Genomic DNA, 26,268 nt, shown 5'->3' with positions numbered 1-26,268 from the left:
GTGTCTGAGCTCGATCTCCTCGACCCCGATCTCCTGCTGCCGATCGCGGGGGCGGTCATCGCCGGCGCGATTATCGGCGGCGAGCGCGAATATCGCGCGAGCCCGGCGGGTCTGCGCACCCATATCCTCGTCGCGCTGTCCTGCTGTCTCCTCATGCTGTCGGCCGTTCACCAGATGGAATGGCTCACCGACACGCCGACCGAGGTCGTGCGCATCGATCCCGTGCGCATGGCGCATGGCGTGCTCACCGGCATCGGCTTCCTGTGCGGGGGCGTGATCTTTCGCGAGGGGCTCAATATCCGCGGGCTCACCACCGCTGCATCGCTCTGGATGACCGCGACACTCGGCATCCTGTTCGGGGTCGGCTTCTACGAACTCGCCATCTTCGGCGGCGTCGCGACCTTCCTCGTGCTCGCTGCCGTCACCTGGACCGAGCGCCACGCGCCGCAGCGGCGCATCGCGCATATCACGCTCGACTATCGGGCGGGAACGAGCATCGCCTCGGCCGAGGTCATCGCCCTGCTCGGCGAACATGGCCTCAAGGCGATCACCGTCGAACAGCGCCGCGCCGGCGGCGCGCCCGGTTTTACCGCCATCGCCGCAGGCTATGGCGAGGAATGTGCCGATGCGCTGGCGGCGGCGCTCAGCGAGGACGATCGCATCGCCGCCTTCGACATCAGGCCGCAGCAGGGATGAAGGGTGGGGCCGGAACGGGCGCGGGCATGTCCGCTGGCCGCGACCCTTCGGGCGAGCCCGCTTATGATGCGCTCGTCATCGGCGCGGGACCCGCAGGGCTCACCGCCGCTCTCTATCTGGCACGCTATCGCCGCCGCACCCTCGTGCTCCACGACGGGCGCTCGCGCGCACTCGGGGCGCCGATGGCCTGGAACGTGCCCGGCTTTCCCGACGGAATATCGGGAGCCGATCTCGTCGCGCGGCTCACCGATCAGGCCGGGCGATATGGCGCCGACATCGAAGTGGCTCGCGTCGATCACCTGTCTGCGAACGCGGGAGGTGCCCCCTTCGCGGCGCAGCTCGAAGACGGCCGCCGCCTGTCGGCGCGCGGGCTCATTCTCGCGACCGGCGTCATCACCAACGAGGCGGTGCTCGATAGCGGCGACCATGACGCCGCCGTCCGCAGCGGGGCGCTGCGCTACTGCCCGATCTGCGACGGATTTGAGCATCGCGGGCGCAAGATCGCCGTACTCGGGTCGGACCTTCATGGCGCCGCCGAGGCGATGTTCCTGAGGCAATATACCGACGATGTGACCCTCATCCCCAAGTGGCAGGTCGAGCTCACGCCCGCGCAGCGTGCCGAACTTCTGGCAAGCGACGTGCGGATCGAGGAGCGGCAGCTGCTTCGCCTCGCGCACCGGGACAGACGCATCGCGGTGCAGCTGGAGGGTGCAGAGGACGCGCTTCTCTTCGACACCCTCTATCCGGCGCTCGGGTCCGAACCGCGCAGCGAATTGCTGGCGGGGCTCGGTCTCCAGGGCGACGCCAATCGCTGCCTGCCCGCCGATGCCTTTGCCGAGCCCTTGATGCCCGGCGTCTATGGCGCCGGCGATGTTCTCGCCGGGCTCGACCAGATCAGCACCGCGACGGGCCATGGCGCGGCGGCTGCGACGCGGCTTCACAACTGGCTGCGCCGTGTCGAAGGGCATGTAATGGCGGACCAGCACTGAAGGACAAGGGGCAGGCTATCGCTTCGACGGATGCACGAAAGCTGCTCGGCCGGGCGCGTTCGGCCCACATAGTCGTTGGGCAAAACCTGCCTCGTTGAGCCTGGCGATGCAATAGGGGAGAGGGCGCTGCCCGTCGCAGCGCGTGCAGGATTGATTTCGATCATGATGATTTCGCGCCTTGGAGTCCCGAAATCTGCTAAGTAGAACTGGCTGAGTCCCACCCTCAACGGCGTCTGTTGCGGCTGTCTTGTTTTGCAGTTCGTCCTTTGCATGAGGCCTGCCGATCATTGGGTGCTGAGAGCAGGGTCGCGCTTGCTCCGGAACAGGAATGGAGCATGTCATGCGCCTTTTTCACCTTCTTTTTCATGGCGAGGATGCGCGCGAGCCGCGCCGCGTCGAATTTCGCGCGCCCGACGCCTATCAGGCGTTCCAGTTCGCGCTCAACGATCGCGGCAGTGCCGAGGTCGAACTATGGGACGGCGAGCAGCTTCTCGTACGCATGAGCAAGACCGAAGCCAATCTCTGGAAGCTGCACGGCCTCCCCCCATCCCAAGGCACCGCGGGGCCCTCTGCTCAGCCAGGCGCCGCCGCCGCCTGAACCGCGCTGAGCCGGTGACGCGCTCGCGAGGGACTTGTGACAAGTGGATAACGCCCGCTTGCCCGCCTCAGGCGGGCCGGCCGTCTTGCCCGGCGCAGAGGCCGAGGCAGGCATCGACGAGCGCGCTCATCAGCACGGGCTTCGAGAAGAAGAAGCTGCCATCGACCTGGCGGTCGGCGAGCGGCACATTGGCCGAGGCGTAGACGACGCCGCCGCCCGGATGAGCGGTGCGGTACGCTTCCGCGAGGCTCCATCCGTCGAGAGCGCCGGCAAGCCGGATATCGGTCACGAGGATATGCGGTCGCTCCTCGCCGATCAGGAGCAGCGCATCCTCGGCGCTTTCGACCTCGCGAACCGCGAACCCGGCCTCCTCGAGCGCCTCGACGATGTCGATGCGGACGAGCCATTCGTCTTCGGCGACGATGGCCGTGCAGAGAGGGGCGGGGGACGGGTTTGGCACGCTGATGACTTTCGCCCTGAAACATGGATCGAAGTTGAGAGGTCGCTCGGCGTCACGGCTGGGCGCATGGCAGTCTCGGCGGAACGCATCAACCACTCAAGGGTTTCTTTGCCATAGCGAATTCCCGTTTCGGGAACGCAGGGGCCATCGGAGGGGCAGGGACCATGACATATGCGTGAGACGCTGATCGAGGACGAAGCGGCGCAAGGGGGCTTAGCCGTTCGCGAAAGTGCCGCGCACCTCGCGGCGCTCGTCGAGGGCTCGGACGATGCGATCATCAGTAAAACGCTCGATGGAACCATCACCAGCTGGAATCCCGCGGCCGAACGCATGTTCGGTTTTCGTGCCGACGAGATCGTCGGCCGCTCGATCCTCACCCTCATCCCCGAGGAACGCCGCAGCGAAGAAACCGCGATCATCGAGCGTGTGCGCGCCGGCGAGCGCGTTCCGCCTTTCGAGACGGTCCGTCGGCGCAAGGACGGCAGCCTCGTCGACCTCTCGATCACCGTGTCGCCGGTGCGCCGCGCCGACGGCACGATCATCGGCGCTTCGAAGATCGCGCGCGACATCTCGGAACGAAAGGCGGTCGAGGCGCAGCTCGCCCGCCAGGCCGAGCGGCTGACCCAGCTCAATCGCGCCGCCCTCCTCGTCTCGCAGGATCTCGACCTCGAACGGATCGTCCAGGCGGTGACCGATATCGCGACCGAACTCAGCGGTGCGCGCTTCGGCGCCTTCTTTTACAATGTGCTCGGCGACGAGGGCGAAGGCTATCTGCTCTTCTCGCTTTCCGGTGCGCCGCGCGAGGCGTTCGAGCGCTTCGGCATGCCGCGCAATACCGCCGTCTTCGACCCTACGTTCCGCGGAGCGGGGACGATCCGGTCGGACGATATCCGCAAGGATCCGCGCTACGGCCTGAGCGCGCCGCACCACGGCATGCCCGACGGGCATCTGCCCGTCGTGAGCTATCTCGCGGTTCCCGTCATCTCGCGCTCGGGCGCGGTGCTCGGCGGTCTTTTCTTTGGCCATGACGAGCCCGCCATGTTCAATGCCGAGGTCGAGGAGCTTGTCGAGGCCGTGGCTGCGCAGGCGGCGGTGGCGATGGACAACGCCCATCTTCACGAGGCGGCGCGCGTCGAGATCGCGGCGCGCGTGAAGGCCGAAGAGGAGCTCCAGCTCACCCTCGCCGAAATGCGCCACCGGGTGAAGAACACGCTCGCGATGGTCCAGGCGATCGCCGCGCAGACGTTTCGCGAGACGCCGGCCGCCGAGCGCCAGTCGTTCGAGGCGCGCGTCCGCGCCCTCTCCGACGCGCACGACCTCCTCACCGAGCGCCACTGGGGCACCGTATCGGCCGGTGAAATGATCGAGCGCGCGCTGCACGCTTTCGACAAGATGAAGCCGGGCCGCATCAGCCTCGCGGGGCCGGACGCAGAGGTGCCGGCGTCGAGGGCGCTGCTCGCGGCGATGGCGCTGCACGAACTCGGGACCAATGCGGTCAAATATGGAGCGCTGTCGGGCGATGCCGGCACGGTCGCGGTCGAGTGGGACATGGTGAACGAGAGCGGCCGGGATCGGCTCCGCCTGCGCTGGAGCGAGCAGGGCGGTCCCCCCGTCGCGCCTCCCGCACGTACGGGTTTCGGCACGCGAATGCTCGAACGGGCGCTCCGCGGGCAGGGCGGCAGCGCCGCGATCGAATTCCGGCCCGAAGGTGTCTGCTGCACCCTTGAACTTCCCGCATGACCAGCATCTTGGGCGCGGCTGGAGCGCGCGAGGCTCGCGCGCTTCGTGGGTCGAGGATCGAAGGTGCGGGCCGAAGGTCGATGGTCGAAGGGAGCGGGTCGCGGGTGGGCGTCACAAACCTTGCTCGTGGCTGGCGAGTCGGGCGCGGCTCGGTTAAGGCATAGCCATGGCGGGAATCGGATCACGCATCGACGAGTCGGGAATGCTGCTGCGGGTGGCAGGCGGCTTCGCGCTTCGCCGCGACCTCGGCGGCCGCTGGCGGCTCGACCTTCGCCGCACCCCCGTCGACCATGTCGAGAAGCGCGTGCGCATCACGGGCACGCTCGTCGGCGACGATCTTGTCGAGGTCGACGGCGTCGCCCCGGAAGGCGCTACCGCGGCGGGTGGTGCTCTTCCGGACAGCGGCTCGCCGATCGAAGCATAGCCGCGCCGCCACTGGCCGGAGCTGCCTGGCAGGAGGATCGTAAAGCGGATGTCCGCAGGCGGTCCGGATGCCTCTCATTTTTGACGGTCTCGAGCCGCGGAACAAAGTGCCGCGGCGCCGGTTGAAGCTTGCATGACCCAGACCATCGCAACCCCCGCACCCGCCGCCGATCCGGCGCGTATCGTCGTCCTTCTCTGTGCGCTGGGGCAGATCGGAGCTGTTCTCTTGCCGGCGATGGGGATCGGCACGCCGGTCGGCGAGCGTTCGGACGCCGTGCAGACGCTGATAACGCCCGCGGGCTGGGCCTTCTCGATCTGGGGAGCGCTTTATCTGGGATCGCTGGTTTTCTCGCTTCTCCAGTTTACGTCGGCCGGGCGCGATAGCACCTTGTTCGCCGCGCTGCGCTGGCCGGCAGCCGGTGCTTTTCTCGGCAATGCGCTCTGGGCCACTTGGGTGCAGCTAGGCGACATCGACGCGGTATCGACCCTCATCATTTTCGGCTCGCTTGTCTCGATCCTCATCGCCTATCGCCGTATCGCTGCCTGGACGGCGCCCTTTTCGGCGGCCGAGCGCTGGGGCGCCATCCTGCCGCTGTCGGCGCTCGCTTCCTGGTTGACGGCGGCGTCGATCGTCAATGTCGCCGCCACTTTGCGCTACTATGGCGTCGACGCTGCGCCCGATGTCGCGCCGCTCATCTCCGCCGCGATTATCGTCGTCGGCGGTCTGATCGCGGCCGCGGCCCTGGCGCGGGGCAAGGGTAATCCGCCCTTCGCACTCGTCTTCCTCTGGGCGCTGGCAGCAATCTTTGCAGCCGGCGGACAGGAGGCGGCTGCCCTCGCGGTGGCGGCAGCGATCGCGGCGATCCTCGTGCTGATCGGAATTTCGCTGGGCTGGCGCGACGGCGGCGCGCACCATTGGTCCGGTTGGAGATCGTAATTCTGTCTCGGGGACGCTTGAGCGTCTTCGCCGCGCGATCGGCACCTTCTTACGGCGAGGCGCACCGGGGATCGCCGCGTCCCTGCGGCCAGCCGCGATCCCGACCCGCGCTTGAGGCGTCTGCCGGGGCGCGGCCCCGGCGCAACGGGCTTCGCCCGTCCTCCACTGCCGTTGCGGCCCTCTGGGTGCGCCGGCGCCTTGCGGCGCCCCGGCTGCCTTCCTGCGCCGCGGGACGGGCTCGCGGGCAAGGTCAGGAGACACATCATGGGAGCCATCGGCTTCGTTAGCGGCACGATCGAGAAGGGCTTTGTCGGCGAACTTCGCACCCTCTCGATCAGGGTGCCGATCGAAATTCGGATCAACCGCGGCAAGGGGAGCGAGGTGCAGCCCGACTACCGCGTCTATTCCGACGACGTCGAGATCGGCGCGGGATGGGTGCGCCTCGCGGCTGTGTCCGAGCGCCGCTACGTGTCGCTCGCCCTCGAAGCCCCCGAGTTCGGTCAGCGGCGCCTTTATGCGAACCTTGCCCGCGCGGCAGGGCAGGACAATTCCGACGCTTATGCGCTGCTCTGGAACCCCGCCGACTGACGGCGTGCAAGAAACACGCGGCTTATCCTCGCACTGGCTGCAATAGCTGGTGCGCGGAAGCCGCCGCCTTGATAGGGTGATGACGATGAAAAGCGGTATCGACCATCTTCCCCCGCACAAGCAGCGCGAACTCGAGCGCGTCGTCGAGATTATCTTCGAAGAATTCGAGGATGCACTGGCGCTCGCGACGCAGGGCTGGAAGAAGAAGGGGCGCATCTCGAAGATCATTCTCTACGGCAGCTATGCTCGCGGCGGCTGGGTCGACGAGCCGCACACCGCCAAGGGCTATCAGTCGGACTATGACCTGCTGATCATCGTCAATGACAAGCGGCTGACCGATCGCGCCGACTATTGGTCGAAGCTCGACGACCGGCTCATTCGCGAACTGTCGGTGACGAAGACGCTGCGGACGCCGGTGAACTTCATCGTGCACAGTCTCGACGAAGTGAACTCCGGGCTGTCGCAGGGCCGCTATTTCTTCATGGACGTCGCGCGCGACGGGATCGCGCTGTACGAGGCCGAGGACAGCGAGCTTGCCGAGCCGCAGCCGAAGACGCCGCATGCGGCGCTGGATATGGCGCGGGAATATTTTGACGAGTGGTTTCCGAGCGCTGGCGAATTTAGCGGTTCGGCAGAATATGCTGCGCAGCAGGGATGGTTGAAAAAAGCTGCGTTCGACTTTCATCAGGCGACGGAGCGTCTGTACCACTGCGTATTGCTGGTCTGCACCTTCTACACCCCCCACGTCCACAATCTCGCATTCCTGCGTACTCAGGCTGAACGTGTTGATGATCGTTTGATTGATGCCTGGCCTCGGGAGGCAAAGGCTGACCGATCCCGCTTCGAGAAGCTGAAGGAAGCGTACATCAAGGCGCGCTACTCGAAGCATTATAGCATCACGACCGAGGAACTGGCTTGGTTGGGTGAGCGGGTCGCCGACCTGGCGGACATCGTCGAACTGGTGTGCCGCGAGCGCATATCGCTTTTGGAAACGACGGCGCGCAACGCCGGCTGAGGCTCCAAAAGCAAAGAGCCCTGCCGCGGCAGAGCCCTCTCTTCTTTCGGCGTGGAGGGGTCTCCCGCCGAAAGATGCCCCTTTTGCCTCCGGGGTCGCACGGAAGCATTAGACCGGCGACAATAAGGCTCTGCTCATTCGTGGCAATAAACACAGGTTAAGTCGGCGAACTTAGTTTTAGATCGCCGTGCTGACGCGATACGGTCCTTTGCGAAGGGGTAGGGGCTCACCCTTCCAGCTAAGCTGCACCAGATTCTTGGCGAGCATGCCGTCGATTGCGGCATGGACCGTTGGCATGGTGCTGCGCCAGTTCGGCCCGTCGGTTATCGCGCGGGCGACCTCACTCGGACATACCGAACCCCCGGGGAACCGCGCGGCCAGAAGCGCGAGAACGGCCTCACATACTTTATCGTCCACGCTCGCCTCCACCGCGCGACGAGCGTCCTTTGGTCATAGGGTCCGGTTTCGGTGGCGGCTTCCATCCAGGAGGCGGCGTCATGCGTTGCTGGCTCGTGCCGAGTCCCATCGCGCCAGGCCGCTGCCGCTCGATACCGGACAGGTCCGCCTGCTCTGCCTTGTCGGGGGCCGCGCCGCCGCGCAAAAGATTGATCTGGTCGCGGCAGCGGCGTGCCTCTTCGAAGTCGAGGTCGGCCACGGCGGCTTGCATTCTCTTTTGAAGTGCTTCGATTGTGTTGGCCATTCTCACATTACGCATGACACGAGGATTGGCCGCATCCTGTTGGCAGTGTCTGCATCTCGCCGGATAAGTTGCATACGAAACGATGTGTTGCGCTGCGGCATCAGTGGGAAAGAATCGCCGAACCGGTGCGGCAATTTCTATGGCCTCTTCCTTGCGTTGAAGTATGTGCCACCCGCGACCCGATGAAGGGGCTCCTTCATCACAAAAACTTGGCGGCCTTTCCGGCCGCCTTTTTTGTGGGCTGATTGCAATTCCGGCGACCGGCGGCTCAGCGCCCGATGTCGGCCGTACAGCGTGCATTCAAAAGGAGCCCAAAAGCGGCCATTCGATTGAATGCCGCGAATTGCTCTAACGATAGAAACGGCCTCACTTGTAGACTGGTTCACTGTTTCCTCGAGGTCTCAACCGCTGGAATGGTCAACAAGATCTTGTGTTTCGAGCGTGATTTCAGTCAAAGGCGGGAAGGGGCTAGTAGGCCGCGGTGAATTGATTCCCGTGGCTGTGGGCAACCAATCATCACGGGGGGATGCATGTCGGGGCCGCAGGTTGATACGCTCGTTGAGGAAATACTCGCCCAACTGCCACGTCATGTTGATCTCGACGCCGCCGTAGCGGCCGTCGTCGCCAACATGTCCATCTTCATGCCTGACTTTGCGGCCCGCATGGCCGACGAGATCGAAGAGGCGCGTACTGCGGTCGCGCGGCAGCTGGAGGATGTCGAAATCCTGCATCGTCATTCGGTGATGGAAAAGCGCGAGCGCTGGTATTTTGGCGCCAAGCCGAGTGATCTGCACTGGCCGGCACTGCGTTCGTACCTGCTCGGCAAGGGTCTTGCCGAAAGCGACGTCGAGGCAATCGACGAGGCGTCCAACGAGGTGGTATCGCTTCTCGAGAATCCGCGAAAGGATGACTTTCAGTGTCGCGGCTTGGTGGTTGGCCACGTTCAGTCAGGCAAGACCGCTAACATGACGGCAGTCATGGCAAAGGCGCTCGACGCGGGTTACAACACGGTGATCGTCTTGGCAGGGCTGACCAACAAGCTGCGCTACCAGACGCAGATGCGCATGTTCCGCGATCTCGTGATGCGCCATCCTCTCGACTGGCACCCGCTGACACCCAATGTTGAGCATCTCGATTTTCGGGCACCTCCGCAGGGCGGTTTCCTATCGCACAGCGACAAGGCGCAACTCGCGGTCGTGAAGAAGAACCCGTCACCACTGAAACAGCTCAAGATAGCGGTTCAGGGTACGCTGCCCGTAGCCCTGAAGCGATTGCGTATCCTCGTCATCGATGACGAATGCGACCAAGCCAGCGTAAACGGCGGACGCGGCGAGTATGACGTTACGGCGATCAATGGCCATATTCGCGAACTCCTCGCGATGATCCCGGCGGTTTCCTATGTCGGGTACACGGCGACCCCCTTCGCCAACGTGCTTGTTGATCCGTTCCGCAAGGATATGCGCGGCGGCATCGCGCTCGACGATCTATATCCGCGCGACTTCATCACCGCACTTCCGTCATCGCCCAATTATTTCGGTACCGAGAAGCTGTTCGGACGCATTCCCGATGATCCGGACAATATCCTTCCCGAAGAAGAAGGCCTCGACATGATCCGGAGCATCTCGGACGAGGACGAGCAGGTGATGCAGCCGGTCAGTGCGGCAGAGCGGGAGTCCTTTGAACCCCCGATCGCGCCAAGTCTTGCCACCGCCATCCGGTATTTTCTCGCCTGCTGCGCGGCGCGTCGCGCCCGCGGAGATGAAGGCGAGCACATGACGATGCTTGTGCATACCTCTGCCTATGTCGTCGCCCACAACCGGATCGCGGTATCGATCAGCGAATGGGTGGACTCCATCCGCGCCGAGCTGGCCGATCCGGCCAGCTCGGAAAGCGCGCTGCTTGCAGAGGCCTGGAATGAGGAACAGGGGAAGCTGCCGGAGGATATCACGGCGGCACCAGCCGTAACAATCGACGAGATATTCGCGCATCTTCCGGCCGTTCTGGACGCCTTGGAATTTCCGGTAGAAAATGGTGTCAGCGAGCACCGGATCAACTACGAAAACGAGCCGAAGACCTATATCGTTACCGGCGGCTCGATCCTAGCCCGCGGGCTCACCCTTGACGGTCTGATGGTGAGCTACTTCATGCGCGGCGCGAAGCAGTATGACACGCTGCTCCAGATGGGTCGGTGGTTCGGCTTCCGCAAGAATTACGAAGATCTGCCGCGAATCTGGATGCCTCTGGATCTCAAGCTCGCGTTCCGCAGCCTTGCGCGTGTCGAACGGGAGATTCGCGAGGATATCGGACGCTATCACGACGAGAACAAGACGCCGATGGACATCGCGGTCAGGATACGGGCGATACCGGGCATGGCAATTACAGGGGCAACCAAGATGCGCGCGGCAAAAACTTGCGCGATCAGCTACTGGGGCACGCATCGTCAGACATTCCGGTTCCGACACCACGACGAAGACGAACTTGATCACAACTGGAAGCGGGGCACGGAGCTTCTCGAGGCCGCGACTACGGAAGGCTGCTGGGTGCAGGATTGGAAGGCCCCGCTCTGGACCGGCGTACCGCGCGATCTCGTGCTCAGATTCCTGGAACGCTACCGATTCCATCCCGATCATGCCGAACTCCAGCCCGGGGTCCTGCTGCCTTTCCTGCGACAAAATGATGATCGACTGGCCACCTGGAATGTGGGGATCGTGACGTCAGGGAAGGGCAAGCCCGGAACGAAGGCCTTGGGCCCACTTGCCGACTATGGGCTTGTGAACCGCGCCCGGCTCAGGGACGGCGGAGCCTCCGCCGATATCAAGGCGCTGATGTCGAAAAGCGACGTGTGGCTGGACTGCGAGGGGAGGGCGCCTGGCGGCGAAGGCTGGGACGAACTCAAGGCGTCGCGTCAGTCCGCCATCGGCCAGCAGCCGCTGCTGCTGCTCTACCCGATCGACAGGGAATCGCCGCCGGCGGGCAAGGGGGCAAACCGTATACCGCTTGATGCTTCAACCGAGGTTCTAGGTATCGGCATCGTATTTCCGGGGAGCGTCACGGAAGGTGGCGACTTCGTCTCGGTTGAGCTCGTCGGCGATTCGGTCGAGGATCTGGAGCGCATTGAAGCGGAAGAGAGTGCGCAAATCGCGATGGTCGATGCCGAGGAGGGGCGGGCTGGCGCCGCGGAGCCGACCACGTGAGCGACGAGGCGAGGAAGATGACGGGTACCGGTTGGACGCTCCTGCGCGCCGGGAGCAATGAGCCTTCAGGAATCGGCATCCCCACGCGTCTCGCTGATGTGGAAAGCGCGGACGGTCCGGCGCGCTTCGCTCTCGGGCCGAGTAGCGAGGCCCGACTGCTCCTGCCGCTTGGTCCACTTGATCGAGCGGGAACGATACTTGGTGCGCCCGCGCTGGGGATCCGGATCTCCGATTATGTAGAGGCCGGCCAGCCCAGGCGCTTTCTGGATATCACTTGTCTCGATCGCAACCTCGAAACCGTCTTTGCCGAGCTGACCGGTCATGTACTCGCGCGGATCGAGGCAGGACAGCGCTGCATGGACGCCGCAAGGTCCGCGATCGAGGAATTCAGAGCTCTTCTCATCAGGCCGGGTTCGAATGATGTAGCTCAGGCGAAGATTGCCGGACTTGTCGGCGAACTGCTTCTTCTCAAGCGGTTGCTGGACCGTTCACCCGAGGCATGGTCGAGCTGGCGCGGCCCTGCAAAGGATCGTCACGACTTCGCGCGCGGATCGAACGCGCTGGAGGTCAAGGCATCGATGGGCAAGGGCCGGACCAACGTCACGATCAATGGCCTCGATCAGCTGACCGAACCCGCTGGAGGAAGGCTGTTTCTACAGCATTTCGAATTGGAGATTGCTGCGTCGGCAATGCTTTCCGTGGCCAGTCTCGGCCGCGCCGTTCTCGAGACCGCCAGTCAGCCTGACGAAGTCCGAAAGCTTCTTGCGGCGATGGACTGTTTCGACGTCCTCTCGCCGGAGTGGAATGCGATATCCTTCCGTCTCGAGGGTGAGGCGCTGTATGAGGTTGTCGACGGGTTCCCGAGACTGGTGTCGTCGAGCTTTCCGGGTGGCACCGCGCCGGAAGGTGTATCGAAGGTTACCTACTCGGTGGAGCTCGCCGGTGCATCTTGCTTCCGGATCAATCCCGCGACGACCACCGCGATCGAGGAGCTGTTCCTGCCGTGAAACGTCTCAATCTTCACAGCGAACCCTATGGCGTGACCGGCAACATCGGTGAAAATTTCCTCCGCCTTCTCGGAACACCTGCCCTCAGCCAGCTCCAGACCGTCATTCGGGAGGCCGTCCAGAATATTGCGGATGCGGCGAAGCTGAAGTCCGGGCCCGAAATCCTGATCCGGGTGCGCCGTCTCGCACCCGCCGAGATGAAATGTTTCCGCAGCCGCCTCCTCGCCGAACTGCCTGGAGAGCCCGGATCGCACGAGAGCCTGTCGGCCTTCCTTGAAGCTGACGCTCCGGTGGTTCTGGAGATCTGCGATTTCGGAACCACCGGTCTAGGCGGACCGACGCGTGCAGACCGGATCCCGATTGGAACCGAACGGACCGACTTCATCAATTTTCTCCGTAACATCGGCACCCCACGGGATACCGAACATGGCGGTGGAACCTACGGCTTCGGGAAGGCTGCGCTTTATGGCGTCAGTCGGTGCCGAACGATCTTCGTGGATACGTTGACCGACGTCGGTGGTGGCAGCGAACGGCGTCTGATCGGATGTCATATCGGCTCGCGGTTCGAAACCGAAGATGGAAGCATGCTTCGGCAATTCACGGGGCGTCACTGGTGGGGCGTGGCAGATCGTCGGGACCGTGTTGCCGACCCCGTGCTTGGCGAGAATGCGGCGGCTGTCGCAGAAGCAATCGGGCTCCCCGCTCGAGACGACGGTCAATCCGGCACTTCCATCATGATACTCGACTTCGAGACCGAGGAAGAGGAACTCGAGACCATCGGTCGGCGGATCGTGGAAGGTCTGCTCTGGAGCTTCTGGCCGCGGATGATGCGGGGAGCTCCGAAGAAGCGACGCTTCACCTGCCGGGTGATGGTCGGTGACGAGGAGCTCGAAGTGCCGGCGCCCGAAAGCTTCCCGCCGCTCGATCTCTACTGCAAGGCGATGCGCGCGGCGCGTTCGGGCGAGGGGAATGACGTCCGTCCGATCGTGAGCCAGCGTCCTGCCCGAACCCTTGGCCGGCTGGCTCTCGAAAAGGGGATGCGCGGAAAACGAAAGAAGATTGTTTCCGACGAGAGCCTTTTTCCGGAGGCGGCTCATCATGTCGCAATCATGCGTCCGGTAGAACTCGTCGTGCGCTATCTCGAAGGCAACCCGCTGCCCGATGAACGGTTCGAGTGGGCGGGGGTGTTTGTCGCCGACAGCGCCGACGAGATCGAGCGGGCCTTTGCCCTGTCCGAACCACCTGCCCACGATGACTGGGTGCCCGGCAACATGGAAAAGGGAAATGCAAAAACCTTCGTCAATGTCGCGCTGCGCAGTCTCGAGACGGCGGCGCGGGAAATGGGCGAGGTCGGTTCGACAAGTCTGCCTGGCAGTTCGGATGCGCCGCCGCTGGCACGGGTTGCCGGTCGTCTCGGCGCGGCACTTGCCGGGGTCGGTGGCGACGGCGCTGGTAAAGCGCGCGGTGGGGATGGAAGCGCTGGCGCAGGTTCCGGCGGCGGAGCGCGTCGAGCCCGGGCATCGCGACCTGCCTTCGAGCGCCTGGTTCGCGAGCATGGCGTGACGCTGGCGCTTTTCTCGACCGAGGTGCAGCAGGACGCTGAGCTTTCGGGACATGTTCTTGTCGCTCAGCCTTCGATTGCGATGGATGGCGGAGCAACGAGGCTCGACGCGACGCTCGACTTTCCGGAAGTCGTGCGGATCACGGCCGCTGACGGTTCGCTGGTCGACGGTCAGGACGCGCTCGTGATCGATGGCGCCGATGGCCGGTTCGAGATTCTCGTGCGCGTACCGAGCGATTGCGCAGTGACCCTCGAGGTCAGGATTCTCGAAGAAGAAACGGCATGAGCGCGCGCATTGCCTTTCCCTTTCTCACGCTCCAGCCGGGGTCGGTGCTCGTTTCGGAATGGAAGGTGGCGATTGGTGACGAAGAACTCACCGAAGCTGGCGACTGGCTTGCAGACTGGGATGCCTCGATCCCGATTCGGCTTAGCCGGTCTATCGGCGTAGACTTCGAAGCTGCGGCTCGTGATCTCGAGCTTGTGACCGGCAAATTCGAACTCGCGGCCTCGATACGTATCGGAACCGGGGCGGGGCGCCTTCCGCGCGCCATCATCGCGCGTGACCGCCAGCGGCTGACGGCAGAAAATCCTGTCATGATGTTCGAGACGGTCCTCGAGGGCGGAGACCTGTCGACAGTCGTCGATCTCCACGTCGACCTGATCCTAGGCGATGATTGTCTCGCAGGCGGAGATCTCTCGCCAAGGCGGGGCGGCGACCGCGTCTGGCACGACGCCACCCGGATCCGGATCGAGGGCGAGGAGCCGAGGCTGCCGATCGAGATTGCGGATCTTTCCACCCTGCTTCCCGGCACCGCTGCGCAGGCGCCATGGTATCTGCAATGGTCGCCGCGCGACTGGAACCGCGACTTTCATGGAGCGATCCGACTCTATCTCAACAGCGGTCACCGGGCACTCGTGGCCCGGATCGAGGAGGAGGATCCCGAGATATTGCGCGCGCTGATGGCGGACGTCATGGGTCAGGTCTGCGAGGCCCTTGCGCGTGATGCGGACGCCGCAAGCATCATCGAGACCTGCAACGAAGGCTCGCTCGGGTCACAGGCGGCCGAGTGGTTGCGCGCGGCCTTCCCGGGAAGCGACTTGAGCCGCATCCGATCGCAGGTCGAACAGCGACCAGGGCTGTTTCGCGCGTCGATTCAGGCGCTTGCCGAACAACAGGTTGATGAAGAATGATCACGCTGCTTCCGCGACTTCCGGTGCTAGCCGCCGAGCAGATACTCGATCAGATGCTCGTCGATGACAATTTCCAATGGACCGGGTTCTCGGCAGACCCTCTCCCCGACGGTGTCCGACACGCCGCGACGGGTGGTTCAGCCATGCAGCCTGCACGGCTTCGGCAACTGAGAGCAGGGCTCGAAGGGCTTGCGACAGGCTTCGGGTTCAGCCCCGCCAGCCGCCGCGGCGACCATGCGGGGTTCGACGCGGCACTCGCACCCTGGATCGCGGCCGTGCCCGAATTCCGGTCCGGTGAAGCGCTGCGTGACGATGTGTGGTGCTATCTCGCGGTTTCGCTGGCGCCGGATATTGTGCACTGGCGTTTCGGCCGCTCGCGCGAGCGATACTTGGGCGGGGTGCGCAACTGCTTCCAGCGCGTCTGGCTGCGCGCGCGCGTCCTCGATCGTGGCGCCGACCATGTAGAGCGGTGGGGACTTGTAGAGCAGCTGACCGAGGACGCCCTCGTTCAGATTACCGAGCGCCCGAGCCTCGGCGCCGATCCCCATCTGGCGCGCGGGCTGGCCGAAGGCTGGGTGCGCTGCGCTGCGCGTATCGGCCGAGGACGCATGGAACCCGTCATGCGCCTCGCGACCCTCAGGCTGCGCATCCGAAACGAGGTCCAGGCTCTTGCACTGATCGACGAGACCGAGCTGGCTGGGCTCGTCGATGGCTTCTTTGCGGCGGCTGCTGACGCCCTTCCTGCTCAGGCAGCGGGACATCCGTCGCGTCAGGCAGTGGCTTCGAGCAGCGAGTCCGATGAAGTCGATGGTTCCGGGAGCGGCGAGACAACGCGCAAGAGAAGCTGGGCAATCTGGCGAGCCAGATAAGGGGGAACGGCGTTGCCGACCTGCACATATTGCTGCGTCCGGTTGCCGAGGAAGATATAGTCATCGGGAAAGGTCTGTAGCCGCGCCGCTTCCCGGACCGTCAGACTCCTGCACTGTGCGGGATCGGGGTGAATGAAATAATGCCCATCCTTGGAAATATGGCTAGTGATCGTGGTCGAGGGCCTTTCGGCGAGTTGAACCCGGAACCGGTCCGAAAAGATGCCGGTGTCCCAGCTGCGGTGCGCAGGTGCGAGCATGGCAGGGTACGCTTCCCGCTTCGGATTGGATCCGTTCACCTGAGCATGAACCGCCGCAAAGAGATAGCGCGCAAGGTCCGCATCCATATGCCCGCGGGTCTGATGCTGCGCCACGGCGCGCAATTGTCGGTTCTCGAGCCACTGCCGCAGCGGATCATTGGATTGTCCATAGCCGGTCGGCAGACCGTCACCTTGGCGGCTCGAAGGCAGGCGCTTTTCGATCTGACGGCCTGCCGCAACGAAAGCAGCGCTCATGGCAGGATCGGTGCGTGCGAAATGTGAGCCGAGGTCACGGGCGGCGTCAGTGACGATCCGCTGCCACATGGCTGGGGAATCGGCAGTCTTGCTCAGACCACTGCGCAGTGCGGTAAGATCGCCAATCGCATCGGCGACCGAAGCTTCTCGTGGTAATGCCGGCAGTCTTGCCGCTGCCGCTTGCGTACAAAGGTCCGCGCGTATGCCGATGACGATGACACGGTGACGTCTCTGCGGAATGCCGAGCAGTTCAGCGCGCACGATGAAATCTTGAAAGGAATCCATGCGAACCAGCTGCAAGGCGCCATCCTTGAGAGCAAGCGCATGCAGTTCGTACGCGTGCTGACCCGAGCCGCCGAGCGATGCGAGATCCTCCATGATCTGCTCGAAGATGAACTCACCATCGACCTTCGAGGACAGGACGCCCTTCACATTCTCGAGCACGAACGCTGCAGGCCTCAGCCGATCAAGCACATGAACATATTCGCGGAAAAGGAAGTGGCGATCGTCGAGTTCGGGCCGGTAGCCGGCTATCCCGCGCGATCTTGATCTCCCGACCAGCGAATAGGCCTGACACGGCGGCCCGCCGATCAGGATTGTATCGTCATGTTGCCGGGAGATCCTGTCGATCTCGGTATCCAGCACCGCCGAGGTCTCGGGTGTTCCAAGCTCGAGACAGCGAGCCTCGGACGCTGCATGCCGCCAAGCCTCGGCATCCAGGGAGTTCCAGTCGGGCTCGGGAATTTCTCCGGCATGGAAACGGACATAATCCTCGGGGAGGCGGCTCTTTTTCTGGACCATCTGGCGTATGAAGGCACGGAGTGTCAGAGTGCGATGGGCAGACGCCTCGCGTTCTACCGATACACCTATGCGGAACGGGAAATGACCTTGCTCTTCAATCGACGCAAAGCCTTCCCCGAGACCTCCTGGTCCTGCAAAGAGATCAACGATGCCAATTGTTGACGGCAAGGGCGGCGGCTCCTGTGTGAACGAAGGGCCTCCATACCAGGTTCACGACTGCAATCCAGGCCCCCAATGACCGATATCGTCGACAAGGCTACAAGGTCGCGCATGATGGCAGGAATCGGCGGCCGTAACACGCGCCCCGAACTTCGACTGCGCTCGGCGTTGCATGCGAGGGGCTTCCGTTTCCGGATCCATGTGAAGGGGTTGCCCGGCAAGCCGGACATCCTCCTTCCACGATATCGGGCGGCGATTCTTGTCCACGGTTGCTTCTGGCATCGTCACGGGGGGTGCCGGTACAAGACCACCCCCGCCACGAGACCCGAATTCTGGGCGGCAAAGTTTGCCGGCAACGTCCGCCGCGACACAATCACCGTTGCCGAGCTGGCGACGCTTGGATGGCGCGTCGCCATAATCTGGGAATGCGCGCTCCGCACGGACGCCGACGTCGATCATACGGCTCGCGTGGTCACGGCTTGGCTACGGGGGCCGGAAGAGCAACTGGAGTGGGGAGCGAGCAACCTGCAAGCCTGACGGCGGTCAGCCCTTGTCTTGTATCTCCCCTTCAACCTGCTCCGCGCCGACCAGCAGGATCATGTCCGCGAATTCGACGCTGTGTCCGCCAATTTCGATGATCATCGGAACAGGCGTCAATGGCGGGCCAGCGCCATGCTCCGCGCCAAGCAGCCGGTGAATGGTCGCGAAATCGAAACCGGATGATCGCGGGTCCTGACGAATTCTGCTGAACTGCGGCCAGTTCGCGAGCGCAAGACGCGGGTGAGGCTGAACCTTTGCCATGCCTCCTAGGCGGGCCATTACCCGTGAAACACCAAAAAGATGCACGGTGGTTGCATCGTCTGCGCCGGGCTTGAGCCGCATTGACTGCATGACGCGCGCAATATCGGTGGCGTCAAGCCAGCCCGTCACCGTCTCTGCCCACGCGTTCATTGCGGCCATGAAGTTCTTGGACTTGCTCCCGAGCCGCTTCGGGCTGTTCGTGCTGAAATCCTGCCACTTGATCTGAAAAAGGGCGAGTTGATCGGTTTCGCGATCATATATCGCGGCGTCGACGTCCGTTATGATGCGACCATCGATCTGGACCTTGACGTTGCCATCGACGCATTCGAAGCGATCATCATCAAACAGCGCATAGAGATTGTCGCGAAACCATTTCTCTCTCGGCGCAGCGAGTCTCTCCACCGCGGTTGGGTCGCGGCTTTCGTGGATGCGCCGGATCGTTTCGAACGGATTGCGGGCAAGGCCCGACACCGGCCAGAGATCATAACCGTTGCCAAGATCAATCAGAAGCGGATGAAGCGGCGTCGTTTCATTCAGAAAGCCAGCCGCTTCATCAGCCCGAAATGCGATCGCATCGAGAATTTCGGCGACCCGTGCTTCCGAAATCTTCATGTACTCCGCAAGGTCGGCCACCATCTCGGCGCGTGGTTTCCAGATCGTGATGCTCATTATCGGCGACACTTCCGGAAGATTCGAGACCGCGAGTCCCACGAAATAAGCATGCTTGATGTGGAAGCTTGCGAAGTAGTGGGCAAATGTCAGCAGTTCGAAGCCGGTCACCATGCCAAGGCGTGTATCGGGGTGAAGGCCGGCCTCTTCGAACCACTCGTTCGCGAGCACAAGCGCCCGCCCCAGAAAATGGGCATCAACCTCGGGAATGGCGTCATAAGCCAACATGGTGCCGAAAGGTGTCGGATATGGCCGCATGAGCGGAATCATCAGCTTGTCCACGTCTTCGCGATGCCAAGGACCCTCCCAAGACGAGGGGTCCACCCCACGTACTTCCGCCAGCCGGGTCACATCGAGAGTGTCGTGCAGTGCCATGGTGATAGCCGCATCGATCGAGCAAAGCCTCCAACCGCTTTCGGTGGGTATGGGCCTGACAAATCCCGCGCGCAGCATTTCGGCGCCGCGTCTGATCAGGGCCTGGCTTCCGAGCCTCAGCAGAAGGTTGGTCACAAAGGCGCGTCGCTCCGGCGTGCTTTCCGCGAAGGGGAAGGGACTATCCGCAGAGAGAGGCACAAGCAGAAGCGCGGCGGCCGCGTTCCAGCCCCATGCGATCAGCGAATTGTCGATGGAATTCATCCCCGTTCCATCTTCCGCGGGCGGATTCACCGTGCGCGCATCGGTGATCCTGCATATCTCCATGAAGATGGCGGTCCGTTGCATCGGATCTCGGGGCAGGATCGACTCGATACGCTTGAGTTCGTCATCGGCGAGCTTGACCAGCGCATCGGCAATTTCTCGTGACACGTACGACCCCCAAATCTTCCGGGCGCGCATGGCAAATTGCCTTTCTGCCCGCTATCGGTCAGCTGTTGCGACAATAAGTGGGGGAGTGGCAAGGAATGAGCGAACCGCGCGCCTGGTCGTTCCTGACGGTAGAGGGAACTCGTCAGTATGGTGGCAATGCGGGTTACGAGGATGACCCGGATGGCATCTACCGTTATGACAGCGACGTCGCCAATCACCTCCAGGTCAGTCCGCGCGACATCGTCTTCATCCGGTCGAAGACCAGAGTTCTGGGCATGGCCGAGATCGAGGCGATCGATCGCGGTACCGGTGAAAAGGAACGGCTTCGCTGCCCCGAATGTCGGGCAACGAATATCAAGCCGCGGGCCCGCAAGCGTCCGGCATGGGGATGCAAATTCGGGCACCAGTTCGAGGAGCCCGTTCGAGAATCCGTGAATGTGAAAACCTATGCTGCCCATTACGGAAAAAGCTTTGTACCTTGTGGCGATCTCGACATCTCCCGACTCCACGACGCGGTACTTCGGCCGAGTGATCAGATGTCCATTAAGGAGGTCGATCCCGGCCGACTGGAGGCTTTCCTTCCCGATAATGAACAAGTCGCGCGTCTGCTCCGCAATTTTGCTGCGCGGCTACCGGTGGAGAAAATTGGCGACCCTGGCGAAATTGCTTCACTCATTGAGGCTCGGCGTCGAGTGCTTCGCGAAATTGCAGTGCGGCGCGGTCAGGCCAAGTTCCGCGAGCGGCTATTACGTCGCTACGGCGCGCGCTGCCAAATCAGCGGTTGTAGGTTTACCGAGCTCGTAGAGGCCGCCCATATCCGTCCCTATGCCGCCTGTGAAGACAATGGCGAGCGGAACGGACTTTTGTTGCGCAGCGATCTGCACACGCTTTTTGACCTTGGTTATCTTGGAATTGAGCCCCCGACCCTTCGGATCAGCCTTCATCCCGGTTTGCGCGAAGCAGGTTACGCGGATCTTGAAGGACAAACCCTTGATGTGAACGGAACGAGCGGACCTGATTTCGATGCACTCGCCGAGCGATGGATTTTCTTCTCGTCGAAGCTGGCGCGGCTCTGACGCCAAAGAATCGGTGGCTTGCCGGCCATGCACTGAACCCGTCGGTGAGCTTTTATAAATTGGTCCGCAACGCCGGATGGAGTAGCTGTCGGGCCAGGCGATCTCGGAAAGGGGAGCGATGAACTTCGACGTCCTGTATTTTCCCAATCTCTCGCTTCCCGGGCCACAGTGGACGAATGCCGTGTCGCTCTACTTCGATCGGGTCGGAATCATCGCGCCAAGTGAATATGAGCTGCCGCTCTCCGATTGGCGCACTGCATCCTATGTGTCCGAAGGAATCGTAAAGCCCATGTTCGCTGGTGCGCATGACGAACATGCAGGGGACGAGGAATTTGTTGCAGAGATTGTACGGTGGTGGCGAGCTCGGACGAGTCGAGCAGTTAGTGCACGCCGAAAATACCGCATACACAGAGGCAAGATCGAAAGCGCTCGACTTCTGCAGCTACTGGACCGCAATCATCTGCTGCAGCCGGATCCGGAGGACGGCATGTGGCTGATTGGTCCAGAGCCCGTCTGCATGCGGGTCATGGCGCGCCTTGCGCAACAAATCGTCGAGCGCGAGTCAATCGCGGCTGTCCTGACCAATCAGAAGACCGCCTTCGAATATGTCGCCGGCAGGGGTATGTCTGTTGAATCCGATCGTGACCGGCGTATTCGGGCAGTCACAAGCCTGCTGCCTGTTGGCCCTTGGGTGTCGGCCGAGCAGCTGGCACGTTTTAAGGACGACCATCGCAGGCAACTCCGGCTGTTTAGAGGTTTCGTGGAACAACTCGTTCGCAGAGAGCGCGATGACGAGAGTTTCGAAATGCGCCTTCAACGCGCCGCAGAATTGCGCGAAGAGCTTGTCGACGAACTCGAGGCGATCCAGGGCCGCTCCACCAGTTCCGGGCTGTGGCTTTCCGCTGGGAAATACATGGCATCTCTTCTTGAAGCATCACCTATCTCTGGGATGCTCGATCTGATCAACGGCTCGCGATCTCGATCGAGCGATGCGCAGCGCGGCAGGGAAATCGGACGCGATGGCTTAGCCTACGCAGCGATGGCGCGCTCGAGCCTGCGTGCGAGATCCTCGAGCGAAATCCTCGCCTGACAGCGGGCCCTCGATCGCGACTGGCTGCTAGAGCAGCGTATCCGCGCTTCGTACGTCCAAGATCGGGTCGTCTCCAACCAGCCTGCAAGCTTGGCCCGCGCGTTTCCCTTTCGGCCATTTTGGCCGCAGGAGAACGATCATGGGTAGGTCTGAATTCGACTATTTACCTCCACGACCGGCGTGGAATGCCGGTCGAAAGGTTGGTGCGAAACGGCCGCTGAAGCCGCGACAGATATGGGCAATTCGCTTTCATCTAGACCGAGAGCATCGGCTGCGAGATCGAGCGCTCTTCGACCTTGCGATCGACAGCAAGCTGAGAGGCTGTGATCTGGTGAAAATCAAGATTGGCGATTTGGTCACCGGCGGCGAAATGCGAACGCGGGCGATGGTGATTCAACAGAAGACCGGCCGACCAGTTCAGTTCGAAATCATGTCGGATGCTCGCGGGAGCCTTCTCGCTTGGCTCGAACGGCGCGGTGGATCCATCGAGGATTTTGCATTTCCCAGCCGGGTCGACCACTCTGCTCATATGAGCACGCGTCAATATGCGCGTCTCGTCGATGAATGGGTCACGGCTGTTGGCCTCCGAAGCGAAGATTACGGGACGCATTCGTTACGCAGAACAAAGGCGTCGATCATTTACAAGGCGACAGGGAATTTGCGTGCCGTGCAGATTCTACTCGGTCACACGAAGATTGAAAACACGGTGCGATACCTCGGCGTCGATGTTGAAGATGCGTTGACTCTGGCGGAAGGCATCGAAGTCTAGCAATCAAATCTCGATTTAGAGAGCGAGCGCTCCGGATTGCATTAGAACGTCCGCTCTCTCTTTTTGGTCCCCGAAAGCGGACAGTCTCCAATCGGCCAAGTTGCGACTACGCGATCTTTGGAGCTTTTGCTGGTACCGCTAAGTCGTTCTCACCTGCAACCGGCGAAGCCGGTGAACGCGTCCTTCGCAATCTTGTTATCCCCGGCGTTCAGGCTCTGACAATCTGCGCGATGCCAATGCGAGGCGCTGGCCTGCCGGGGAGCCGGGCAAAGGAGGATTTCATGAAAATCTGTTCGCATCACGCGGTTCTGGTCCTGGCGATTCTGGGCTTGCCGGCCTGTGCATCGACAGCGCGTGTCTCTCCGGTCAGCGCGCAGGCGAGCGGTGCGGCGCCGCTACCCGTGCTGATCCGGCAGACCATACGCACCGAAATGACGATGCAGGCGCTTTTCATGGGGCGGCTGCACCTCGATCCTCACGGATGCCTACGGGGCGACAGCGACGAAGGCCCGATCATCGTCTGGCACCACGATACCGGCATCGAGAGGACGCCCGACGGTCGTACCCGCATCACAGACAGCACGACGGGGAATGCCGTCCATGTCGGCGACGAAATCGCGCTGAGCGGCGGCTATAGGGCAGGGGCTCTGAGCAATGTCACCGAATCGGTGCCAGAGCCCTGTCGCACGCCAAAGCGCTTTTTTATCGCGGGGCGCGTGATGAGCGAGGCGCAGCGGCAGGACATACTTGCACGCCAGCGCCGCCAGCCGGCGGCGCCGTTGCCCGTCGGCGCACCGCCCGCGCCAACGGTTCGGCGCTGAGATCGCACCACTGGAAGGCGTGGCGATTACTCCCCGCACCTCTCGGGCTATATGTTGCATGGATGCAGGGATAGGTGTGACTACCAAGCGATGGGCGGTCCTCGCCGCACTGATCTTCACGGCGCCCGTCGCCGCTCAGGATCTCCCCACCGATCAGCTGGAGCGGCACGCCGATGTGGTGCGCCAGGACATGGTCCTGAAATCGACAATGGGGAACGGCCCGGCGCACCGGAATGATCGCGCACGCCGCGCGACACCGCAACAGGTTGCCGCTTGTTCAAATAAAGCGCGGTTCCGCAGCGAATATGGCGTGAACCATCCCAAGGTGCGAAAGCTCTACGACCTGTGTCGCAGCATCAGTCGCTGAACGCTTTCGTGCGCTAAACGACGACTGAAAGGGAGCGGCGCGCAGGCGCCGCTCCCCGACGGTCATGTCGTTTGCAGGGGTTTGCCGACATTCTCGGCCGCACTCGCTTCGCCGCCCGGCGCCTTGGCCGCGTGGCCGCAGTCGCCCGAACTCTTGGACATGACCTTGGGCTGCTGCCCCGCCCCGAGGGAGGTGACCTGAACGCTGCGGCTGCATGTTCCATTGCCGATGCTGGTGGAAGAGAAGCGATAACTCACCGTCCCCGCGGGTAGCGAGCCGAAGCCGGCAAGGTTCATCATGCCAAGCGCGTTCGGTTCGCGCTGCAGCGTATGCACCTGCTGCATCATCATCTCGGTTTGCCGGTGCATTGCCGCTGCGATCCGGTCGAACATGGCGAAGGGGGCGGCTTCGAAAGGATCGGTCCACTGGACCGGAATGAGCTTCACCGCCGGTACCACGGTCACCTTCGGTGCGACTTCGCCTTGATATTCGATCCGGGCGACCGAACCGTCGGGCAGGCCGACTTTCATCACCCGGGTATCTGCGGTTGCCGCTACCGCCGTGCCTGCGGCTGCCAACGCCGCGATGCTGGCGAAGACGGCCGTACGGATTTTACGCATCAATCGTCCTCCTGTGTTGATGGTGGAAACGGAAATCTATCCGGCGAAACTGAACGCAGAATGACTCGGCGGGTCCGAGTTGAGTCGCTCCTTACCCTGCGCGCCGATCGGATAATTGCCGCAGCAGAGCGCGTGCGGACCGGTTGGCGAGCAGCAAAGCCGGGGCGGGGCTTCGCCGATCAGGCAGGGCAAATCTGACCTGCGTTTCCCGGCGGGGTCCCGGATCTCGAACGGGATGCCTTCGCTCCGGCAATAGCGCTCGGCGGCACCGGGGGTCGCAAACCGAAGCTGCACTTGCGCTAGCGGATCGCCACCTCCGGCCCAGCCGGTGAGAGGATCCGCTCTGGGACGCCAGCGCGGAGCAAAACGCAATCGCCACCGGCTCGCCTGCGCGCGGCCCGCACGGTTGGTGCCGATGGGCAGAGGCTCGATAATCGCCCGGGCGTCGGGCGGCAGCGCGCAAATGCGATGTTCGGCTGGCCATTGATTATCGTTGGCTGCCACCGCCGGCACGACTTGTACTGTGGCGCCCGGCAGGCTCGGCCCGGGACCGAAGTCCCGGGCCTGCCCGTCAAGCCGCCCGCGCATTGACCGGAATGCGGCGGACGTTCTCGTTCACCGCCTCCGACTTGGGCAGGGTGATGGTGAGCACGCCATTCTGGAACGTCGCGCTCGCCTTGTCGCGTTCGACACCGCGCGGCAGGCCGATCCGCCGTTCGAAGCGGCCGTAGCTGCGTTCGGTGTAGCCGCGGTCCTTGTCCTCGACCTCGGACTTCTTCTCGCCGCGGAGCGTCAGAACGCCTTCCTCGACGGTGATCTCGACATCCTTCTCATCAAGACCGGGAAGCTCGGCAATCACCCGAACTTCGGTGTCGGTCTCGCCGAACTCGAGGTTCGGCCACGACGGCTCGCGGCTGAAGCCACCGAACGTCGGCAAACCGAACCCGCGGAAGACATCGTCGAACAGGCGATTGACGTCGCGGTGAAGCGACACAAGCGGATGATCGCCCCGTTCACGTTCGGCGCTCACCGGAACAGGGAGCCGGTTCTCCTGCCGGCTCCAGGGGATCAGATCACGAATAGCCATGATAGCATCTCCTTTCTGGCTAGAGAGTTTCAGCGTGGCTCGCCGCCGCTGCGGGCGGCGAGCCGGTGCCCCGATCAGGCCGCTTCGAGGTCTTTCTTCTTCGGCGCTTCCAGGCGATCATTGGCAGGGGAACTGCCGCCGATCTCGATCTTGCGCGGCTTCATTGCCTCGGGGACGACGCGCCGCAGATCGATTTTCAGCAAACCATTATCGAAGTCGGCGGAGGCGACTTCGACATAGTCGGCAAGCTGGAAGCGCCGTTCGAAGGCGCGGGCCGCAATGCCGCGGTGTAGATACTGCCCCTCGTCATTATCCTCGCCGCGCTTGCCGCTGATGATGAGTTGGTTCTGCTGGGCCACCACCTCGATATCCCCGGGACGGAAGCCCGCCACCGCAAGCGTGATGCGGTAACTGTCCTCGCCCTGTCGCGAAAGATCGAAAGGCGGATAGCCTTCGCCGGCGTCGCCGCGAAGATCGGTCTCGAGGAGATCGAACAAGCGATCAAAGCCAACCGTGGAGCGCCGATAGGGCGCAAAATCAAAACTGCTTCTCATTTTCCAAATCCTCCAAAATTGAGCAATTTGGGCGTGAGAAACGCCGGAGAGAGCCGGCGCTCTCATTTGACCCACCGGGCCCGGCTTCGGCACCCGGCGATAAAAAGTTAGGAAGCGGAAAATCGCTTTCAAGAGATTTTTTGCGATCGGACTCCGCTCAGACGGATTGA

Annotated in this window: 28 protein-coding genes; 19 read left to right on the top strand and 9 right to left on the bottom strand. The window is 62.9% G+C overall.

Annotation, left to right across the window (positions count from 1 at the left end):
- The 3 genes from ACTJI5_RS04375 (at position 1) to ACTJI5_RS04365 (ending at position 2,283) form a co-directional block, all read left to right on the top strand.
- The gene (locus ACTJI5_RS04375; protein ID WP_137892536.1) at positions 1–696 is read left to right on the top strand and encodes an MgtC/SapB family protein; all 696 of its coding nucleotides are present in this window, start codon (positions 1–3) and stop codon (positions 694–696) included.
- Between the two features lie 26 nt (positions 697–722).
- Complete coding sequence (locus ACTJI5_RS04370; RefSeq protein ID WP_440859482.1) at positions 723–1,685, top strand: NAD(P)/FAD-dependent oxidoreductase; 963 nt, start codon at positions 723–725, stop codon at positions 1,683–1,685.
- Between the two features lie 340 nt (positions 1,686–2,025).
- Positions 2,026–2,283, top strand: a complete 258-nt coding sequence (locus tag ACTJI5_RS04365; RefSeq protein WP_137892540.1) for a hypothetical protein — start codon at positions 2,026–2,028, stop codon at positions 2,281–2,283.
- Between the two features lie 67 nt (positions 2,284–2,350).
- Here the strand turns inward: ACTJI5_RS04365 and ACTJI5_RS04360 are convergent, their stop codons facing one another.
- Positions 2,351–2,743, bottom strand: coding sequence for a response regulator (locus ACTJI5_RS04360; protein WP_171013711.1), 393 nt, complete (start codon positions 2,741–2,743; stop codon positions 2,351–2,353).
- Positions 2,744–2,914: 171 nt separating this feature from the next.
- Between ACTJI5_RS04360 and ACTJI5_RS04355 the strand changes: the two genes are divergently transcribed.
- From ACTJI5_RS04355 to ACTJI5_RS04335, 5 genes are all read left to right on the top strand, one after another.
- The gene (locus ACTJI5_RS04355) at positions 2,915–4,483 is read left to right on the top strand and encodes a PAS domain S-box protein (protein ID WP_137892544.1); all 1,569 of its coding nucleotides are present in this window, start codon (positions 2,915–2,917) and stop codon (positions 4,481–4,483) included.
- A gap of 166 nt (positions 4,484–4,649) precedes the next feature.
- Positions 4,650–4,907 carry a DUF5818 domain-containing protein gene (locus ACTJI5_RS04350; protein ID WP_137892546.1) on the top strand — a complete coding sequence of 86 codons (258 nt, stop codon included), beginning with the start codon at positions 4,650–4,652 and terminating at the stop codon, positions 4,905–4,907.
- A gap of 132 nt (positions 4,908–5,039) precedes the next feature.
- A complete protein-coding gene (locus ACTJI5_RS04345; RefSeq protein ID WP_137892548.1) occupies positions 5,040–5,843 on the top strand; it encodes a hypothetical protein in 804 nt (267 codons plus the stop codon).
- A gap of 264 nt (positions 5,844–6,107) precedes the next feature.
- Positions 6,108–6,431, top strand: a complete 324-nt coding sequence (locus ACTJI5_RS04340) for a DUF736 domain-containing protein (protein WP_054728000.1) — start codon at positions 6,108–6,110, stop codon at positions 6,429–6,431.
- Between the two features lie 85 nt (positions 6,432–6,516).
- Entirely contained in the window at positions 6,517–7,446 is a 930-nt protein-coding gene (locus ACTJI5_RS04335; protein ID WP_137892551.1) for a HEPN domain-containing protein, read from the top strand.
- Between the two features lie 177 nt (positions 7,447–7,623).
- Here ACTJI5_RS04335 and ACTJI5_RS04330 read toward each other — a convergent pair whose 3' ends face one another.
- Complete coding sequence (locus ACTJI5_RS04330; RefSeq protein ID WP_056352110.1) at positions 7,624–7,863, bottom strand: DUF3253 domain-containing protein; 240 nt, start codon at positions 7,861–7,863, stop codon at positions 7,624–7,626.
- Positions 7,853–8,146, bottom strand: coding sequence for a UvrB/UvrC motif-containing protein (locus tag ACTJI5_RS04325; protein WP_082545154.1), 294 nt, complete (start codon positions 8,144–8,146; stop codon positions 7,853–7,855). Before ACTJI5_RS04325 ends, ACTJI5_RS04330 begins: the two co-directional genes overlap by 11 nt.
- Before the next feature lie 530 nt (positions 8,147–8,676).
- On the opposite strand from ACTJI5_RS04325, the gene ACTJI5_RS04320 reads away from it, so the two are divergent.
- The 5 genes from ACTJI5_RS04320 to ACTJI5_RS04300 are packed head-to-tail and all read left to right on the top strand — an operon-like array spanning position 8,677 to position 15,968.
- On the top strand, positions 8,677–11,340 hold the full coding sequence (locus ACTJI5_RS04320; protein WP_440859481.1) for a Z1 domain-containing protein: 2,664 nt from the start codon (positions 8,677–8,679) through the stop codon (positions 11,338–11,340).
- The gene (locus ACTJI5_RS04315) at positions 11,337–12,347 is read left to right on the top strand and encodes a PD-(D/E)XK motif protein (protein WP_440859480.1); all 1,011 of its coding nucleotides are present in this window, start codon (positions 11,337–11,339) and stop codon (positions 12,345–12,347) included. Before ACTJI5_RS04320 ends, ACTJI5_RS04315 begins: the two co-directional genes overlap by 4 nt.
- Positions 12,344–14,194, top strand: coding sequence for a hypothetical protein (locus ACTJI5_RS04310; RefSeq protein ID WP_440859479.1), 1,851 nt, complete (start codon positions 12,344–12,346; stop codon positions 14,192–14,194). The genes ACTJI5_RS04315 and ACTJI5_RS04310 overlap by 4 nt, the downstream gene beginning before the upstream one ends.
- A complete protein-coding gene (locus ACTJI5_RS04305) occupies positions 14,191–15,099 on the top strand; it encodes a hypothetical protein (protein WP_440859478.1) in 909 nt (302 codons plus the stop codon). Before ACTJI5_RS04310 ends, ACTJI5_RS04305 begins: the two co-directional genes overlap by 4 nt.
- Positions 15,096–15,968 carry a hypothetical protein gene (locus ACTJI5_RS04300; protein WP_440859477.1) on the top strand — a complete coding sequence of 291 codons (873 nt, stop codon included), beginning with the start codon at positions 15,096–15,098 and terminating at the stop codon, positions 15,966–15,968. Before ACTJI5_RS04305 ends, ACTJI5_RS04300 begins: the two co-directional genes overlap by 4 nt.
- Here ACTJI5_RS04300 and ACTJI5_RS04295 read toward each other — a convergent pair.
- Positions 15,869–17,449 carry a DNA cytosine methyltransferase gene (locus ACTJI5_RS04295; RefSeq protein WP_440859476.1) on the bottom strand — a complete coding sequence of 527 codons (1,581 nt, stop codon included), beginning with the start codon at positions 17,447–17,449 and terminating at the stop codon, positions 15,869–15,871. The genes ACTJI5_RS04300 and ACTJI5_RS04295 overlap by 100 nt on opposite strands.
- A gap of 66 nt (positions 17,450–17,515) precedes the next feature.
- Between ACTJI5_RS04295 and ACTJI5_RS04290 the strand changes: the two genes are divergently transcribed.
- Positions 17,516–17,977, top strand: coding sequence for a very short patch repair endonuclease (locus ACTJI5_RS04290; protein WP_440859475.1), 462 nt, complete (start codon positions 17,516–17,518; stop codon positions 17,975–17,977).
- Between the two features lie 6 nt (positions 17,978–17,983).
- On the opposite strand, the gene ACTJI5_RS04285 is transcribed toward ACTJI5_RS04290, so the two are convergent.
- Positions 17,984–19,744: a hypothetical protein gene (locus ACTJI5_RS04285; protein WP_440859474.1), complete on the bottom strand. Its 1,761-nt coding sequence runs from the start codon at positions 19,742–19,744 to the stop codon at positions 17,984–17,986.
- A 65-nt stretch (positions 19,745–19,809) separates the two neighbouring features.
- Here ACTJI5_RS04285 and ACTJI5_RS04280 point away from each other — a divergent pair, with 65 nt between their 5' ends.
- The 5 genes from ACTJI5_RS04280 to ACTJI5_RS04260 all read left to right on the top strand — a co-directional run bounded on the left by ACTJI5_RS04280 (position 19,810) and on the right by ACTJI5_RS04260 (position 23,837).
- Positions 19,810–20,790 (top strand): HNH endonuclease, encoded by a 981-nt coding sequence (locus ACTJI5_RS04280; protein ID WP_440859473.1) that lies wholly within the window; start codon positions 19,810–19,812, stop codon positions 20,788–20,790.
- Positions 20,791–20,908: 118 nt separating this feature from the next.
- Entirely contained in the window at positions 20,909–21,880 is a 972-nt protein-coding gene (locus ACTJI5_RS04275) for a hypothetical protein (RefSeq protein WP_440859472.1), read from the top strand.
- Positions 21,881–22,019: 139 nt separating this feature from the next.
- On the top strand, positions 22,020–22,649 hold the full coding sequence (locus ACTJI5_RS04270) for a tyrosine-type recombinase/integrase (RefSeq protein WP_440859471.1): 630 nt from the start codon (positions 22,020–22,022) through the stop codon (positions 22,647–22,649).
- Positions 22,650–22,930: 281 nt separating this feature from the next.
- Positions 22,931–23,470 carry a hypothetical protein gene (locus tag ACTJI5_RS04265; RefSeq protein ID WP_440859470.1) on the top strand — a complete coding sequence of 180 codons (540 nt, stop codon included), beginning with the start codon at positions 22,931–22,933 and terminating at the stop codon, positions 23,468–23,470.
- Between the two features lie 58 nt (positions 23,471–23,528).
- Entirely contained in the window at positions 23,529–23,837 is a 309-nt protein-coding gene (locus ACTJI5_RS04260) for a hypothetical protein (RefSeq protein ID WP_440859469.1), read from the top strand.
- A gap of 62 nt (positions 23,838–23,899) precedes the next feature.
- Here ACTJI5_RS04260 and ACTJI5_RS04255 read toward each other — a convergent pair whose 3' ends face one another.
- The 4 genes from ACTJI5_RS04255 to ACTJI5_RS04240 all read right to left on the bottom strand — a co-directional run bounded on the left by ACTJI5_RS04255 (position 23,900) and on the right by ACTJI5_RS04240 (position 26,098).
- On the bottom strand, positions 23,900–24,460 hold the full coding sequence (locus tag ACTJI5_RS04255; protein WP_440859468.1) for a hypothetical protein: 561 nt from the start codon (positions 24,458–24,460) through the stop codon (positions 23,900–23,902).
- A 33-nt stretch (positions 24,461–24,493) separates the two neighbouring features.
- Positions 24,494–25,045 carry an NADH dehydrogenase ubiquinone Fe-S protein 4 gene (locus ACTJI5_RS04250; protein WP_082395595.1) on the bottom strand — a complete coding sequence of 184 codons (552 nt, stop codon included), beginning with the start codon at positions 25,043–25,045 and terminating at the stop codon, positions 24,494–24,496.
- Positions 25,029–25,544, bottom strand: a complete 516-nt coding sequence (locus ACTJI5_RS04245; RefSeq protein WP_440859467.1) for an Hsp20/alpha crystallin family protein — start codon at positions 25,542–25,544, stop codon at positions 25,029–25,031. Before ACTJI5_RS04245 ends, ACTJI5_RS04250 begins: the two co-directional genes overlap by 17 nt.
- A gap of 74 nt (positions 25,545–25,618) precedes the next feature.
- Positions 25,619–26,098 (bottom strand): Hsp20 family protein, encoded by a 480-nt coding sequence (locus ACTJI5_RS04240; protein ID WP_054727968.1) that lies wholly within the window; start codon positions 26,096–26,098, stop codon positions 25,619–25,621.
- Positions 26,099–26,268: the final 170 nt, after the last annotated feature.

This window comes from Sphingopyxis sp. 22461, from assembly GCF_052044915.1.
GTDB lineage: Bacteria > Pseudomonadota > Alphaproteobacteria > Sphingomonadales > Sphingomonadaceae > Sphingopyxis.
The sequence above is the reverse complement of the archived record's forward strand: the minus strand, read 5'-3'. Positions and strand labels throughout refer to the sequence as shown.

Bases quoted from the DNA above. Each gene is read 5' to 3' on its own strand.
- ACTJI5_RS04320 (WP_440859481.1), top strand. From the start codon at position 8,677: ATGTCGGGGCCGCAGGTTGATACGCTCGTTGAGGAAATACTCGCCCAA.
- ACTJI5_RS04280 (WP_440859473.1), top strand. From the start codon at position 19,810: ATGAGCGAACCGCGCGCCTGGTCGTTCCTGACGGTAGAGGGAACTCGT.
- ACTJI5_RS04325 (WP_082545154.1), bottom strand. From the start codon at position 8,146: ATGGCCAACACAATCGAAGCACTTCAAAAGAGAATGCAAGCCGCCGTG.
- ACTJI5_RS04270 (WP_440859471.1), top strand. From the start codon at position 22,020: ATGGGTAGGTCTGAATTCGACTATTTACCTCCACGACCGGCGTGGAAT.
- ACTJI5_RS04335 (WP_137892551.1), top strand. From the start codon at position 6,517: ATGAAAAGCGGTATCGACCATCTTCCCCCGCACAAGCAGCGCGAACTC.
- ACTJI5_RS04260 (WP_440859469.1), top strand. From the start codon at position 23,529: ATGGATGCAGGGATAGGTGTGACTACCAAGCGATGGGCGGTCCTCGCC.
- ACTJI5_RS04290 (WP_440859475.1), top strand. From the start codon at position 17,516: ATGACCGATATCGTCGACAAGGCTACAAGGTCGCGCATGATGGCAGGA.
- ACTJI5_RS04245 (WP_440859467.1), bottom strand. From the start codon at position 25,544: ATGGCTATTCGTGATCTGATCCCCTGGAGCCGGCAGGAGAACCGGCTC.
- ACTJI5_RS04340 (WP_054728000.1), top strand. From the start codon at position 6,108: ATGGGAGCCATCGGCTTCGTTAGCGGCACGATCGAGAAGGGCTTTGTC.
- ACTJI5_RS04285 (WP_440859474.1), bottom strand. From the start codon at position 19,744: ATGCGCGCCCGGAAGATTTGGGGGTCGTACGTGTCACGAGAAATTGCC.
- ACTJI5_RS04300 (WP_440859477.1), top strand. From the start codon at position 15,096: ATGATCACGCTGCTTCCGCGACTTCCGGTGCTAGCCGCCGAGCAGATA.
- ACTJI5_RS04275 (WP_440859472.1), top strand. From the start codon at position 20,909: ATGAACTTCGACGTCCTGTATTTTCCCAATCTCTCGCTTCCCGGGCCA.
- ACTJI5_RS04365 (WP_137892540.1), top strand. From the start codon at position 2,026: ATGCGCCTTTTTCACCTTCTTTTTCATGGCGAGGATGCGCGCGAGCCG.
- ACTJI5_RS04370 (WP_440859482.1), top strand. From the start codon at position 723: ATGTCCGCTGGCCGCGACCCTTCGGGCGAGCCCGCTTATGATGCGCTC.
- ACTJI5_RS04345 (WP_137892548.1), top strand. From the start codon at position 5,040: ATGACCCAGACCATCGCAACCCCCGCACCCGCCGCCGATCCGGCGCGT.
- ACTJI5_RS04355 (WP_137892544.1), top strand. From the start codon at position 2,915: ATGCGTGAGACGCTGATCGAGGACGAAGCGGCGCAAGGGGGCTTAGCC.
- ACTJI5_RS04265 (WP_440859470.1), top strand. From the start codon at position 22,931: ATGAAAATCTGTTCGCATCACGCGGTTCTGGTCCTGGCGATTCTGGGC.
- ACTJI5_RS04250 (WP_082395595.1), bottom strand. From the start codon at position 25,045: ATGCGCGGGCGGCTTGACGGGCAGGCCCGGGACTTCGGTCCCGGGCCG.
- ACTJI5_RS04350 (WP_137892546.1), top strand. From the start codon at position 4,650: ATGGCGGGAATCGGATCACGCATCGACGAGTCGGGAATGCTGCTGCGG.
- ACTJI5_RS04240 (WP_054727968.1), bottom strand. From the start codon at position 26,098: ATGAGAAGCAGTTTTGATTTTGCGCCCTATCGGCGCTCCACGGTTGGC.
- ACTJI5_RS04305 (WP_440859478.1), top strand. From the start codon at position 14,191: ATGAGCGCGCGCATTGCCTTTCCCTTTCTCACGCTCCAGCCGGGGTCG.